A 13,569-nucleotide genomic window follows, 5' to 3' on the forward strand; every position below is an offset into this window, starting at 1 on the left:
AAATAACATTGCTACGCAAGGAAACCATTCCTGATCTCTGCCAGTTATGTCTCTTTGCCTGCCTTGCCATTTTTCTGGTCCACGTTTTGCTGTGCTTTTTATTTAATTTTCGAGCTTGCCCCGATGGATTGAACATACACAGGCAGCCGGAACGCGGCAACAGTTGCCTATTAACAAAATGGCCGCAGACGGCTTTTCCGCTGCGTCAGATTAACGCCTTCGCGAACGGCCTGCGGGTCAAATCCGTTCTGACTCAAGGCCTTTTCTTGATGTGCTCACGGGGGGCCAACAGGCTGGCACTTCTCCAAAAAAAAACTTCGCCACGTACTTGACTCAGGTTGAATCGGGCAGGGGATGCGGGGCGCATGCCGACATGCCCATAACTATTTGAAAAATATGAGAAAAACCTGACAAAGTCCGGCATGAGTATTTGCCGGTATACAGTGATAGTTTTATCGTGATGATTTTTTCCATGAGCTGTTCACGCAACAAAAAACCCGGCCTTTCGGGCCGGGTTTTGAAGCTTTTCTGACAGGCGGTATCAGGCCTGAAGAGCCTTCACGCGGGCGTTCAGACGGGACACCTTGCGCGAGGCGGTGTTGCCGTGAACGACGCCCTTGGAAGCAGCGCGCATCAGCTCAGGCTGGGCAGCCTTCAGAGCTTCGGTAGCAGCGTTGTAATCGCCGGAAGCAATGGCTTCCTCGACCTTGCGCAGATAGGTGCGCACGCGGCTCCGCCGTGCCTTGTTAACAGCCGTCCGGCGGGCAATCTTGCGGGCCGCCTTGGTGGCCGAGGGAGTGTTGGCCATTGGCTCAATCCTGGTCCGAGTGTGAAACAAAAATTCCGTAGAACATCAGAGCGGCAGACATAGGCCTGAAACTGCTCCGCGTCAAACGAATGCGGCGGCGTTTGACCGCCACCGGTTGGCCGAGGCTTATAGTCCCGCCCAACCGGTCCGTCAATGCCAAAACCCGAGTCAAAGCGTCATTTGTTCCGGAACTGGGGCGTGCGCTTTTCGATGAAAGCGGCCATGCCCTCGCTCTGGTCTTCGGTTGCAAAGGCCGCATGGAACATGCGCCGCTCGAAGCGGATGCCCTCGGCCAGCGTGGTCTCGTAGGCCCGGTTGACGCTTTCCTTGGTCATCATCACCACGGGCATGGAGAAGTCGGCGATCTTCTCTGCCGCTTTCATGGCCTCTTCCATGAGGTCATCCAGCGGCACGATGCGGGAGACGAGGCCGGAGCGCTCGGCCTCTACCGCATCCATCAAGCGGCCGGTCAGGCACATTTCCATGGCCTTGGACTTGCCGATGAAGCGCGTGAGACGCTGGGTGCCGCCCGCTCCCGGCAGAACACCGAGGGTGATCTCCGGCTGGCCGAACTTGGCATTGTCGGCGGCCAGGATGAAGTCGCACATCATGGCAAGCTCGCAGCCGCCGCCCAGCGCATAACCGGCCACAGCTGCAATCACCGGCTTGCGGTTGCGCGCCACCCGGTCCCAGGGGGTGATGAGATCGGTCATGTAGGCCTTGGCGAAATCGAAGGGCTGCATCTCCTTGATGTCCGCCCCGGCGGCAAAAGCCTTCTGCGAGCCGGTGATGATGACGCAGCCGACGCGCTCATCCGCCTCGTAGGCGTCCAGCGCCGCCGCCACTTCGGCCATCAGGGCCGCGTTGAGGGCGTTGAGGGCCTTGGGCCGGTTGAGCGTGATGATGCCCACCTTGCCGCGCTTTTCGGTCAGGATGTTTTCATATGCCATTGCAGTCCTCCGCTGACGGGCTGTGCCCCTGTGGCAGCGCCCGGCGGCGGCACCCGGTGGTGCCCCGCTGGCCGGGCCATGGCAACAAGGGGTAACTGACGCGCCGCACACGTGCAAGGCGCTGCCCTCCCGCCTTTTTGGCGGAGCCTCAGCGCTGGCACTTCGCGCAGTGGAAGGTGGACCGGCCCGACTGCACCAGCCGCAGAACCGTGCCCTTGCAGCCTTCCGTGCGGCAGGGCTCGCCCTCGCGGCCATAGACGGCGAAGCTGTGCTGGAAATAGCCGAGCGTGCCGTCGGTCTGCGCATGGTCACGCAGGGTGGAGCCGCCGGCGGCAATCGCCTCTTCCAGCACTTTGCGGATTGCAGCTGCCAGCCGCTCGCGCGCGGCCACCCGCGCCTTGCCCGGCCCCGTGATGTCACCTGCCGCCCGCTCAGGACTGAGGCCCGAGCGCCACAGCGCCTCGCAGACATAGATATTGCCAAGCCCGGCGATCAGCCGCTGATCCAGAAGCGCGGCCTTCAATGGCGCGGACTTGCCCGCAAACAGCCGGTCGAGCAGATCCGCGTTGAGCGCATTGCCCAAAGGCTCGATGCCCATGGCGGCGAAGAGCGGGTGGGAACTGAGGCCACTGCGGGCCACCAGCTGCATGAAGCCGAAGCGGCGCGGGTCATTATAGACAATCCGGCTTGCCGCCTGAGTGCTGGCGCTGCCGGGGGCCGAAAGATGGAAGACGACATGGTCATGCTTTTCATCGCGTGAGCGGGCATGGGTGAAGTCACCCGGCATGTGGCCCGCCTGCTGCTGCTCCACCCGGAAGGAGCCGGACATGCCCAGATGCATGACCAGAACCTCGCCGCTGTCGAGATCGGCAAGCAGATATTTTGCCCGGCGGGAAAGGGCTGTGACAATCCGTCCCTCGGTCCGCTCGACGAAACGCTCGGGGAAGGGAAAGCGCAGATCCGGGCGGCGGCATTCGAGTTTCAGGATGCGCGCGCCTTCAAAATCCGGCTGCAGGCCGCGCCTCACCGTCTCGACCTCGGGCAATTCGGGCATGGGAGGACCTACCGATCTTGAGCAAAAGACTATATGGACTGCACAAACCGCCTATATGAGACGCGGGCCCGGCGCAACAATGGCGCTGGCCTGCGGCTTGTACTAAGGTCCGCGCAATTGTGACCCGCGCCCGGAACACCGCACCGGGCCGTGCGTTGCGGCAGCACTGCTTCTGTTGTCCGTGACCGTCATTCAGGGAGTGACCCGCATGACCGACGAACCTGGCTTTTCCTCCGCAGGCGCCTATGCCTCCAGCCGCGCGCCCGAGGACATGCCGACCAGCTTCGGCTTCCGCACCGTGCGCGAAGGCGAGAAGCAGGGCCTCGTCAACGACGTGTTCCACAAGGTCGCCACCCGCTATGACATCATGAATGACCTGATGTCCGGTGGCCTGCACCGGGTGTGGAAGGATGCGATGGTCTCCACCCTTGCCCCGCCGCACACACCGGGCCGCGGCTGGAAGGTGCTGGATGTGGCCGGGGGCACCGGCGACATTGCCACGCGCATCGTCGAGCGTTCGGGGCGTGCGGTGGAAGCCGTGGTGCTGGACATCAACGGCTCCATGCTGGCCGTGGGGCAGGACCGGGCGGACAAGGCGGGGCTTTCCGGCTCCATCCGCTTCTCGCAGGGCAATGCGGAAGTGCTGCCCTTCCCGGACCGCAGCTTCGATGCCTATACGATCGCCTTCGGCATCCGCAACGTGCCGGAAATCGGCAAGGCGCTGTCGGAAGCCTACCGTGTGCTGAAGCGCGGCGGCCGCTTCCTGTGCCTCGAATTTTCGGAAGTCGACATGCCCGGCCTCGACAAGGTCTATGACGCCTTCTCCTTCCACGCCATTCCGGCGATGGGACAGGCCGTGACCGGCGACGGCGAGCCCTACCGCTATCTGGTGGAATCCATCCGCAAGTTCCCCAATCAGGAGCGCTTTGCGCAGATGATCCGCACCGCCGGTTTCGAGCGGGTGACCTACCGCAACTACACCGGCGGCATCGCCGCCCTGCACTCGGGCTGGAAACTCTGATCCATGGCCCTTGCAATACGTCCCTTGCTGCGGCTGGCGCAGGCCGGTTTCGTTCTGGCGCGTGAAGGCGTCTTCGGTCTGTTCAACATTCCGGACCTGCCGCCTCCGGCGCGTCTGGCGCTGCGGTTTGCGCGCCTGTTCGAACGCCGTTCCGTGCGCGACAAGAGCGCCCGTTCGCGTCTTTCCGATGCGATGAACCGTCTGGGGCCATCCTATGTGAAGCTAGGCCAGTTTCTCGCCACCCGCGCCGATGTGGTGGGCAAGGAAGCGGCGGCGGAGCTTGCCTATCTGCAGGACCGGCTGCCCGCCTTCAGCCAGAGCGAGGCCGAGGCCTGGGTGGCCGAGCAGCTGATGCGGCCGGTGAGCGAGGTTTTCGTGGAGTTCGGCGAGCCGGTGGCCGCCGCCTCCATCGCGCAGGTTCACCCCGCGATGGTGCGCCAGAGCGATGGCTCCCTGCGCAAGATGGCCGTCAAGGTGCTGCGCCCGGGTGTCGCCCGCCGCTTTCAGCGCGATCTTGAGAGCTTCTATCTGGTCGCGCGCCTCGCCGAACGCTTCCACGAGCCCTCGCGCCGCCTGCGGCCGCTGGCCGTGGTCGACACGCTAGCCCGCTCTGTGGCGCTGGAGATGGATTTCCGGCTGGAAGCTGCAGCCCTGTCCGAAATGGCGGAAAACACCGCTGAGGACCCCGGCTTCCGCGTGCCTTCCGTCGACTGGATACGCACCGCCAAGGGCGTGCTGACGATGGAGTGGATCGACGGCACCAAGATGTCCGATGTGGAGGGGCTCACCCTTCAGGGCCTCGATCTGGAGCTTCTGGCGGCCAATGTGATCCAGAGCTTCCTGCGCCACACCCTGCGCGACGGCTTCTTCCATGCGGACATGCATCAGGGCAATCTCTTCGTCGAGGCCGATGGCACGCTGGTGGCCGTCGATTTCGGCATCACCGGGCGCCTTGGCAAAGCCGAGCGCCGGTTCCTCGCCGAAATCCTCTATGGCTTCATCACCCGCGACTACCGCCGGGTGGCGGAAGTGCATTTCGAGGCCGGTTACGTGCCCGCCGATCAGGATGTGGATGTGTTCGCCCAGGCGATCCGCGCCATCGGCGAGCCGATCCACGGCCATGATGCGTCCGAAATTTCCATGGCGCGGCTTCTCACCCAGCTGTTCGAGGTGACGGAGCTGTTCCAGATGCACACCCAGCCGCAGCTGATCATGCTGCAGAAGACGATGGTGGTGGTGGAGGGTGTTGCCCGGACGCTGAATCCGCGCCTCGACATGTGGCGCACGGCCGAGCCCGTTGTGGGTGCCTGGATCGCCCAGCATCTGGGGCCTGCCGGCCGGTTGCGCGATGCCGGGGCCGCCGTGAATGCGCTTGGCCGCATCGCCAGCGACCTGCCCATCTTTGCAGACCGGGTGGGGCGCATGTCGGAAGAGCTGGAAAAGATGGCCCATGAGGGCCTGCGCTTTGATGCCGCGACAGCTGAGGCCATCGGCCGCTCAGAAGCCCGCCACAACCGCTCGGGCCGCATCGCGCTCTGGATCATCGCCCTGTCCATGGCAGCAATCGCAGCAAAGGCCTGGTTCTGAAGCCAGACCGAATCCCGATGAGCTTGGCTCATCGGGATTCGGTCAAGCCTGCGCGGCGCCTGAGCAATTCCAAGACGTGATGCGTCAGCATCGAAAGCCCTGTCAGTGCGCTTCGTCCCAGTTGTCAGCGGCGCGGGCATCGACCTGCAGCGGCACGGAAAGCTTCAGCAGCGGCTCGCAGGCGCCTTCCATCACCCGGCGAATCACCGGGATGGCGGCTTCGACTTCCCCTTCTTCCGCCTCGAAGATCAGTTCGTCATGCACCTGCAGCAGCATGCGGATGTTGAGGCCTGCATCCACCAGCGCATCTTCCATCCGCAGCATGGCGCGGCGGATGATGTCTGCAGCCGAGCCCTGAATGGGGGCGTTGATCGCGGCCCGCTCGAAGAAGGCGCGCATCGACGGGTTGGACGTGTTCACATCCGGATAATGCGCCTTGCGCCCGAAGAGGGTGGTGACAAAGCCCTTCTCATGCACTTCCTTCTTCACCGCTTCCATATAGTCGCGGATGCCCGGGAAGCGCTGGAAATACATCTTGATGTAGTCGCCGGCCTCGCCGCGGGAAATGCCGAGCTGGGCGGCAAGGCCGAAGGCCGAGATGCCATAGATGATGCCGAAGTTGATCGCCTTGGCGCGGCGGCGGACCATCGGGTCCATGTCCTTCACCGGCACGCCGAACATCTCGCTCGCCGTCATGGCGTGAATGTCGAGCCCATCGGCAAAGGCCTTCTTCAACTGCGGAATGTCGGCGATATGGGCCAGCACGCGCAGTTCGATCTGGCTGTAGTCGGCGGAAATCAGCTTGTTGCCCTTTTCCGCCACAAAAGCCTTGCGGATCTTGCGGCCCGCTTCCGTGCGCACCGGAATGTTCTGCAGGTTCGGCTCGGACGAGGACAGACGCCCGGTCGTGGTCGAGGCCAGCGAGTAGGACGTGTGGACCCGCTTCGTCTCCGGATTGATGAAGCCGGGCAGGGCGTCCGAATAGGTGGACTTCAGCTTGGCGAGCTGGCGCCATTCGACGATCTTCACCGGCAGCTCGTGGCCTTCGGCGGCCAGATCATCCAGCACCGAAACCGAGGTGGACCAGGCGCCGGTCTTGGTCTTCTTGCCGCCGGGCAGGCCCATCTTGCCGAACAGGATGTCGCCCAGCTGCTTGGGCGAGCCGATGTTGAAGGTCTCCCCGGCAAGGGCGTAGATCTCCGACTCCACGGCGGCCATGCCTTGGGCAAATTCGCCGGACAGGCGCGAAAGCATCTGCCGGTCGATGGAAATGCCGCGCCGCTCCATCCGCGCCAGCACCGGCACCATCGGCCGCTCCAGCGTTTCATAGACGGTAGCCATGGCTTCCGCCGCAAGGCGGGGCTTGAGCACCAGCCACAGGCGCAGGGTCACATCCGCATCCTCGGCGGCATAGGCCGAAGCGCGGGAAATCTCCACCTTGTCGAAGGTGACCATCGACTTGCCGGACCCGGCCACCTCCTTGAAGGGGATGGGCGTGTGGCCAAGCCAGCGCTCGGACAGCTCGTCCATGCCGTTGCCGCCCTTGCCCGCATCCAGCGTGTAGGACAGCAGCATGGTGTCATCATGCGGGCCAACCTCGATGCCGTGGCGGGCCATCACCTGCCAGTCGTACTTTAGGTTCTGCGCGATCTTGAGCACGCCGGGATCTTCCAGCATGGGTTTCAGCACATCAAGCGCCGCTCGAAGCGGGATCTGGCCGGGCACGAGACCGCCGCCGCCCAGAAGGTCGCCCTCCCCGTCCACGTGGCCCAGCGGCACATAGCAGGCCCGGCCCGGACGGGTGGCCAGCGACACACCCACGAGGTCAGCCTGCATGGCATCCAGCGAGGTGGTTTCCGTGTCGAAGGCAACGATGCCCGTTTCCATCGCCTCGGCCACCCAGGCCTTGAGGCGCTCGATATCCGTTACCGTTTCATAGGTGGAATGATCGACCGGGATGCGGCGGATTTCTTCCGCCCGTGCAGCGGCAAGGCTTTGCGGCGTCATCATGCCGTCCGGCGCAGGCGCGCCTCCGGCCGGAGAGGACGCGGTGGAACCGGAAGCGGCGGGCGCGGCGGATGCGGCATCGGGCCCACGCTCCATCATGCGGCCCTTGGCGTCAGGGGCATGCCAGCCGGGGATGGTCAGCTCCGTGGGGTCGATGTTGGCGGCCTCTGCGCCAGTTGCCTCGGCAATGCGGCGGGTGAGGGTGGTGAACTCCATCGCCTTGAGGAAGCCGACCGCTTGCGGACCGTTGACGGCCTCCACGGCAAAATGGGTAACCGGAGTTTCCACCGGCACATCGCATTTCAGCGTCACCAGCTGCTTGGAAATGCGGGCCTGTTCGGCAAATTCGATCAGGTTTTCGCGGCGCTTGGGCTGTTTGATGCTGGCGGCATTGGCCAGCAGGTTCTCAAGGTCGCCATATTCGAGGATCAACTGCGCTGCCGTCTTCAGGCCAATGCCCGGCACGCCCGGCACATTGTCGACGCTGTCACCCGCCAGCGACTGCACCTCGATCACCTTGTCCGGGCCGACGCCGAATTTCTCGAAAACCTCCGGCTCGCCGATGATCTTGTTCTTCATCGTGTCGATCATGCCGATGCGCGGGGTGATCAGCTGCATCAGGTCCTTGTCGCCGGAGACGATGGTGACGCGCGCCCCCATGGCTGCGGCCTGCGTCGCATAGGTGGCGATCAGGTCGTCCGCCTCGAAGCCTTCCTGCTCGATGCAGGGCACGTTGAAGGCGCGGGTCGCCTGACGGATCAGGCCGAACTGCGGGATCAGATCCTCCGGCGGCTCCGGGCGCTGCGCCTTGTAGGCGGGGTAGATGTCATTGCGGAACGTCTTGGAGGAATGGTCGAAGATGACGGCGAAATGCGTCGGCTCATCGCCCTTCTCAGGGGTCAGGCCCTCGGTCAGCAGCTTCCACAGCATGTTGCAGAAGCCGGAGACGGCGCCGACCGGCAGGCCATCGCTCTTGCGCGTCAGCGGCGGCAGGGCGTGATAGGCGCGGAAAATGAAGGTGGAACCATCGACCAGGATCAGGTGGTCATTGGCGGTGAGGGCGGGGAGAGAAGCATCGTTCGACATGGCGCGGATCATGCCGGGGAACGGGTGCGGATGAAAGGCCTAATAGTGGCTTTGCCCAGTCAGGTTCTGCCCGCTGGCTGTTTCATCTCATGCAATGCGCGCCCAGCCGGGCCGCTCGATCAGGAAGCCGAACCAGCCGGTGCGGCGGATGAACCACAGCAGCAGCAGCGGCGAGAAGGCTGCCACCAGCGTCACCAGCAGGGAAACGGTGCCCGTATCCAGCACACCGGCTTTCAGCAGCAGCACGCGCGTTACAGCCATGGGGAAGAAGAAGGCGAGATAGATGACGATGGAATTCTGGCCAATGAAGCGCAGCGGATCGAGAAAGGAAAGCTGCGCCAGCAGGCTGGAAACGAGCACAATGGCCACAGCTCCGGCAAAGCCGAGTGCAAGCGAAACGCCCGGCAGTTCGCTGTAGCCGGCAAGCACGGCAAGGCCGTTGACCAGCGCCCACAGCCCAAGCCCGGCGAACGCTGCGGCCCGGTGCGCCGCCGCCCAGTCCGCCAGCGCAAACAGGCGGCTGGCAAACACATAGCCGCCGAAGAAATAGACAAACCGCTCGGCAAAATAATCGGCGATGTAGATACCCGTTTCGAGCGGCAGGATCTGCAGCAGGGCCGCCACCGCCAGCGTCAGCGGCCAGGGCACCTTCAGGTCATGCAGAACTTTCGTCACGGCGAAAAAGATGGCGAGAAGATAGATGAACCAGAGCGTGCCGAAGGGCTGGACGAAGGAGATCAGATATTCCTGCAACACGCCCCACCAGCCAAGTTCAGCGGCAAAGGACGGAGCCTTGAGGGCGAACTGGATCGTCAGCCACAGCACATAGAAATAGGCGAAATGCAGCACCTTGCGGTCGGCATAGAGCTGCCAGGGCCGCGACAGGACAAGGGCGGTGAAGAGCCCGGAGATCATGAAGAAATCCGGCATGCGGAAGGGCGCGGCAAATTGCACCACCGGGTGCATCCAGCCTGTCTGCCCGGCAGCATCTTCAACACCCAGCACCGAATGCATCATCACGACAAAGATGATGCAGATGCCCTTGGCGTGATCCACCCAGCCGATTCGCCCCTCTTGCCCCATTCCGCGTCTCCCCCACGGCGTCGCCGTCCATTCCGGACCACAGCATTCCTTCAGGAGGGTGATGCGGTTCAAAATTCCACGAGCCAGCGGAAACTTATCGGACCGAACGGCGGATGGCAGCAGTCACTTCTGTGTGAGGGGCACTCTGCCGCAGAGGTCAATTGCCATCGCGCCAGGGGCTGATGCGCGGGGCGCCGTCATCATCGGGCTTGTGGCGGGTGCTGGTCCATTCGGCGCCGTCCAGATCCACCACCGGCTCGCCCTGCTTGCGGCGGCGGTTGACGACCACGACAGAGGCACGGCGGGAGAAAAACCGCGCCAGCGCCACGCGCAGCGGCGGAATGAACAGCAAAAGACCAACCGCGTCGGTCAGAAAGCCCGGCAGCAGCAGGAACAGGCTTGCCAGAACGATCATCGCGCCCTGCATCATGTCGTCGCCCGGCACGCGCCCGGCATCAAGCTCGGACTGCATGCGGCGGACAAGGGAAAGCCCCTGCTGGCGCAGCAGCACCGTTCCGGCGACGGCGGTCAACACCGTCAGCAGGATTGTCGGCAGCACGCCAATGGCCTTTCCGACCAGAATGAACACGGCAATTTCGGCAAGCGGCAGCAACAGCAGGCCGCCCAGGATCAGCAGAGGCAAGGATTCAAACCCGTTGACAGTTATATAACGTGTACAAGATAGGGTCTGGCTGAGCGAAATGCGAGGGATCTGCGCATTTTTGCCACTCTTCCGCCGGGGCACGGCGGTTATGTCCCCAATCTGGACCATCCGGATGGACAAGACACTTGCCCCGCGCACTGGATGCTGGTTCAACAGAACCTACATATGGGATTGAATGATTGTCCCGCAGTCCTTTCCCGCCCGTCAGGCCGGTCAAGAGAGGCTGCGGATCGCGGAGAGAGCCCGGTAGCACCAAATGAACGATTTTTTTGACGTCACGAACATCATTCTTCTGGGGCTGGCGGTCTTTATCTTCTTCAAGCTCCGCTCCGTCCTGGGCCGCCGCACGGGCAACGAGCGCCCGCCGTATGATCCCTATTCCAAGCCCGCAGCGGACAAGAACGGTCAGGCACGTGCCGAAAGCCCGCGCGACAACGTGGTGCCGCTGCCCGGTTCGCAGCAGCAGCGCCAGGAGCCGGAAGAGCAGGCAAGCCCGGATCAGCTGGCTGACAAGGTGGCTCCGGCCGGTTCCGCGCTGAACGAGGCCCTGCGCCAGGTTCTGTCTGCCGACCGCAGCTTCGAGCCCGAGCAGTTCATTCAGGGCGCAAAGGCTGCCTATGAGATGATCGTCACCGCCTTTGCCGAAGGCGACCGCAAGACGCTCAAGCCGCTTCTGTCGCGGGAGGTCTTCGACGGCTTCAACAGCGCCATCTCCGACCGCGAGGGGCGCGGGGAAACGATCGAATCCACCTTCGTGGGCATCGACAAGGCAGAGATTGTGGAAGCCGGGATGAAGGGCAGCATTGCCCAGGTAACCGTGCGGCTGCAGAGCGAGCTGATTTCCGCCACCCGTGACAAGGACGGCCATGTGATTGATGGCGATCCCAACCGGGTCACGGAAGTGGTCGACATCTGGACCTTCGCGCGCGACACCACGACACGCGATCCGAACTGGAAGCTGGTCGCAACCGAATCGGCAGGATGACGGTGCAGTCAGCACAGGCATTGCGATGGGCCGCAGCCCCTGCTGCGGCCTTTCTGCGTTTGCGGCGGCACGTGCTGCCGGGCCTTGCGGTGGCGCTATGCCTGTGGGGAACTGGCGGGGCAAGGGCGATGACGATCGAGACAGCGCTGCCGCTGAAGCCGGCAGATTTTTCCAGCCTCCCGGGCTGGACCCAGGATGACCATCTGGCTGCTATTCAGGCCTTCCTGAGGTTCTGCGCGGGCGCTGAACAAGGCTTTGCCGGTCCGGCTGCCCTGCAGCGCGCCCTCACAGCCGCCTGCCGCAAGGCACAGGAAGAGGCCCCGGCAACGGATGCTGCCGCCCGCGCCTTCTTCGAGCGGGAGTTCCGCCCCTATCATGTAGCGTCCGATGGCTTCGTCACCGCTTATTTCGAGCCGGAAGTGCGCGGCGCGCGCCAGCCATCGCCGGCCTATTCCACTCCTCTCTACCGCGCTCCGGAGGGCCTGAGCGCATTGAAGCCAGAGAACGCGCCGAAGGGGCTTGCGGGACTCACCCATGCTCTGAAGACGGAACAAGGCTTCCACGAAATGCCCGACCGGGGCGCCATCATGGACGGCGTGATCAAGGGCAGGGGGCTGGAGCTTGTCTGGCTGGCCGATCCGATTGATGCCTATTTCGTCCATGTGCAGGGTTCCACCCGGATCCGCCTTGAGGACGGCTCGGTGATGCGGGCAGGCTATGCCGGCAAGACCGGCCATCCCTACACCGCCATCGGCAAGGTGCTGGTGGAGGCGGGCGAAGGCACGCCGGAAGACTTCACCATGCAGGGCCTGCGCGCCTGGCTGAAGGCCAATCCGGAGCGGATGGACGGGCTGTTCCGCCGCAACCGCTCCTTCATCTTCTTCCGCGAAGTGACAGAAGTGGGACCGGAGCTTGGTCCCATTGGCGCGGCGGGCCTGCCGCTGGTGCCGGGCCGCAGCCTTGCCATTGACCCGCGCTTTCACAGCTATGGTCTGCCGGTCTTCGTCGGAGCGGATCTGTCCGGTGCAGGTCTGGCGCAGCGACAGTGGCAGCGGCTGATGATTGCCGATGACACGGGCTCGGCCATTCGAGGGGCCGCGCGCGGCGACATCTTCATGGGCTCGGGCGATGCCGCAGGAGTTGCGGCCGGAGCCGTACGCCACAAGGCCAGCTTCACCATTTTGCTGCCGCGTGTCCTGACACCGAAACCCTCGGGGCAAGGCTCATGAGCGGACGGCGCGGACGCAAGGATCTTTCCACCGAAGACAGGCAGGTCTGGTCGAAAGTGGCGGCAACGCTGACGCCGCTCAAGACCACGCGGCCTCTGGAGCCGGACCCGGATCTGGAGCAGGAGCTGAGCCTTGCCGAGGAAATGGCGCGGGCCGGTATTGCCATGACGGGCGCCGGACAGGACGCAGGCACGTCCGAAACGGCCATCCGCTCCCCCGCCCAGCCGAAGGGCCCGCCGCCACTGGCGCCGCTGGAACGGCGGGTGCGGCAGAAGATCGTGCGCGGCATGCGCAGCTTTGATGCGCGGATCGATCTGCATGGCCTGACCCAGCACGAAGCACATGACCGGTTGCGCGGCTTCCTGCATGTGGCCTACCAGCGCGGCCATGTGATCGTGCTGGTCATCACTGGCAAGGGCGGGCGCAGCGGGCCGGGCTCCGGCCATGGCGCGCCCTATATGGACGAGCGCGGCATTCTGCGCCGGGTGGTGCCGCAATGGCTTGCCATGGCCGATCTGCGGCATATCGTGCTGGGGTTCGAGGAAGCGCATCTGACCCACGGCGGGTCCGGCGCGCTCTATGTACGCCTGCGCAAGCGCAAGGCGTAACGGCAGGGGCAAGGCGAAAGACAGGGGCAGGAAAGGCATGACACCGCTGGGAGCCAAGATCAGGGAAATGAGGGCCAGGCGCGGCATCTCGCTGAAGGAGATGGCGTCAGGCCTAGCAGTCTCAAGCGCCTATCTGTCAGCGCTGGAGCATGGCAAGCGCGGCAAGCCGACCTGGTTTCTGGTTCAGCGAATCATAACGTTTTTCAATGTCATCTGGGACGAGGCAGAGGAAATCCAGCGTCTTGCCGAGATTTCCGATCCAAAGGTGACCATCGACACCTCGGGGCTGGACCCGAAGGCGACGGAGTTCACCAATCTGCTGGCGCGCAAGATCGAGGGCCTGTCCCCGGATTCCCTCGATCATCTGCTGCACCAGCTGCGGGTCGTTGCCGCCAGGGATGGTGTCTGACCGGCAGATCCTGCCTCAAGTCAGGACCTGCATAGTTTAGAGGCTTTCAGGGCGCGTTACGGGCATATAGGGTCCGGC

12 protein-coding genes are annotated in these 13,569 nt (G+C 63.8%); 6 read left to right on the forward strand and 6 right to left on the reverse strand.

Features of this window, described 5'->3' with window-relative positions:
- Window positions 1–541 precede the first annotated feature (541 nt).
- From rpsT to mutM, 3 genes are all read right to left on the reverse strand, one after another.
- A complete protein-coding gene (gene rpsT, locus H163_RS0109025) occupies window positions 542–808 on the reverse strand; it encodes a 30S ribosomal protein S20 (protein ID WP_019964246.1) in 267 nt (88 codons plus the stop codon).
- Window positions 809–984: 176 nt separating this feature from the next.
- A complete protein-coding gene (locus tag H163_RS0109030) occupies window positions 985–1,758 on the reverse strand; it encodes an enoyl-CoA hydratase (protein WP_019964247.1) in 774 nt (257 codons plus the stop codon).
- A 148-nt stretch (window positions 1,759–1,906) separates the two neighbouring features.
- Window positions 1,907–2,812 carry a bifunctional DNA-formamidopyrimidine glycosylase/DNA-(apurinic or apyrimidinic site) lyase gene (mutM, locus tag H163_RS0109035; RefSeq protein ID WP_019964248.1) on the reverse strand — a complete coding sequence of 302 codons (906 nt, stop codon included), beginning with the start codon at window positions 2,810–2,812 and terminating at the stop codon, window positions 1,907–1,909.
- A gap of 271 nt (window positions 2,813–3,083) precedes the next feature.
- Between mutM and ubiE the strand changes: the two genes are divergently transcribed.
- Window positions 3,084–3,833: a bifunctional demethylmenaquinone methyltransferase/2-methoxy-6-polyprenyl-1,4-benzoquinol methylase UbiE gene (gene ubiE / locus H163_RS0109040; protein ID WP_026355652.1), complete on the forward strand. Its 750-nt coding sequence runs from the start codon at window positions 3,084–3,086 to the stop codon at window positions 3,831–3,833.
- Window positions 3,834–3,836: 3 nt separating this feature from the next.
- Complete coding sequence (ubiB, locus tag H163_RS0109045) at window positions 3,837–5,420, forward strand: 2-polyprenylphenol 6-hydroxylase (protein ID WP_026355653.1); 1,584 nt, start codon at window positions 3,837–3,839, stop codon at window positions 5,418–5,420.
- A 102-nt stretch (window positions 5,421–5,522) separates the two neighbouring features.
- Here the strand turns inward: ubiB and polA are convergent, their stop codons facing one another.
- The 3 genes from polA to H163_RS0109060 all read right to left on the reverse strand — a co-directional run bounded on the left by polA (window position 5,523) and on the right by H163_RS0109060 (window position 10,239).
- Window positions 5,523–8,525, reverse strand: coding sequence for a DNA polymerase I (gene polA / locus H163_RS0109050; protein WP_019964251.1), 3,003 nt, complete (start codon window positions 8,523–8,525; stop codon window positions 5,523–5,525).
- Window positions 8,526–8,600: 75 nt separating this feature from the next.
- A complete protein-coding gene (locus H163_RS0109055) occupies window positions 8,601–9,596 on the reverse strand; it encodes an acyltransferase family protein (RefSeq protein WP_019964252.1) in 996 nt (331 codons plus the stop codon).
- 157 nt (window positions 9,597–9,753) lie between these two features.
- A complete protein-coding gene (locus H163_RS0109060) occupies window positions 9,754–10,239 on the reverse strand; it encodes an FxsA family protein (RefSeq protein WP_019964253.1) in 486 nt (161 codons plus the stop codon).
- Window positions 10,240–10,516: 277 nt separating this feature from the next.
- Here H163_RS0109060 and H163_RS0109065 point away from each other — a divergent pair, with 277 nt between their 5' ends.
- From H163_RS0109065 to H163_RS0109080, 4 genes are read left to right on the forward strand one after another with little or no spacing between them, the layout of a single operon-like run.
- The gene (locus tag H163_RS0109065) at window positions 10,517–11,245 is read left to right on the forward strand and encodes a Tim44/TimA family putative adaptor protein (protein ID WP_019964254.1); all 729 of its coding nucleotides are present in this window, start codon (window positions 10,517–10,519) and stop codon (window positions 11,243–11,245) included.
- A complete protein-coding gene (gene mltA / locus H163_RS0109070; RefSeq protein WP_208975358.1) occupies window positions 11,242–12,474 on the forward strand; it encodes a murein transglycosylase A in 1,233 nt (410 codons plus the stop codon). Before H163_RS0109065 ends, mltA begins: the two co-directional genes overlap by 4 nt.
- The gene (locus tag H163_RS0109075) at window positions 12,471–13,082 is read left to right on the forward strand and encodes a Smr/MutS family protein (RefSeq protein WP_019964256.1); all 612 of its coding nucleotides are present in this window, start codon (window positions 12,471–12,473) and stop codon (window positions 13,080–13,082) included. The genes mltA and H163_RS0109075 overlap by 4 nt, the downstream gene beginning before the upstream one ends.
- A gap of 37 nt (window positions 13,083–13,119) precedes the next feature.
- Window positions 13,120–13,491 (forward strand): helix-turn-helix domain-containing protein, encoded by a 372-nt coding sequence (locus H163_RS0109080; protein ID WP_026355654.1) that lies wholly within the window; start codon window positions 13,120–13,122, stop codon window positions 13,489–13,491.
- The last annotated feature ends 78 nt before the right edge of the window (window positions 13,492–13,569 follow it).

Source organism: Pannonibacter phragmitetus DSM 14782 (assembly GCF_000382365.1).
In the GTDB taxonomy this organism is placed as follows: domain Bacteria; phylum Pseudomonadota; class Alphaproteobacteria; order Rhizobiales; family Stappiaceae; genus Pannonibacter; species Pannonibacter phragmitetus.

Coding starts and splice junctions, on each gene's coding strand:
- rpsT (WP_019964246.1), bottom strand. CDS start 808: ATGGCCAACACTCCCTCGGCCACCAAGGCGGCCCGCAAGATTGCCCGC.
- H163_RS0109030 (WP_019964247.1), bottom strand. CDS start 1,758: ATGGCATATGAAAACATCCTGACCGAAAAGCGCGGCAAGGTGGGCATC.
- mutM (WP_019964248.1), bottom strand. CDS start 2,812: ATGCCCGAATTGCCCGAGGTCGAGACGGTGAGGCGCGGCCTGCAGCCG.
- ubiE (WP_026355652.1), top strand. CDS start 3,084: ATGCCGACCAGCTTCGGCTTCCGCACCGTGCGCGAAGGCGAGAAGCAG.
- ubiB (WP_026355653.1), top strand. CDS start 3,837: ATGGCCCTTGCAATACGTCCCTTGCTGCGGCTGGCGCAGGCCGGTTTC.
- polA (WP_019964251.1), bottom strand. CDS start 8,525: ATGATCCGCGCCATGTCGAACGATGCTTCTCTCCCCGCCCTCACCGCC.
- H163_RS0109055 (WP_019964252.1), bottom strand. CDS start 9,596: ATGGGGCAAGAGGGGCGAATCGGCTGGGTGGATCACGCCAAGGGCATC.
- H163_RS0109065 (WP_019964254.1), top strand. CDS start 10,517: ATGAACGATTTTTTTGACGTCACGAACATCATTCTTCTGGGGCTGGCG.
- mltA (WP_208975358.1), top strand. CDS start 11,242: ATGACGGTGCAGTCAGCACAGGCATTGCGATGGGCCGCAGCCCCTGCT.
- H163_RS0109075 (WP_019964256.1), top strand. CDS start 12,471: ATGAGCGGACGGCGCGGACGCAAGGATCTTTCCACCGAAGACAGGCAG.
- H163_RS0109080 (WP_026355654.1), top strand. CDS start 13,120: ATGACACCGCTGGGAGCCAAGATCAGGGAAATGAGGGCCAGGCGCGGC.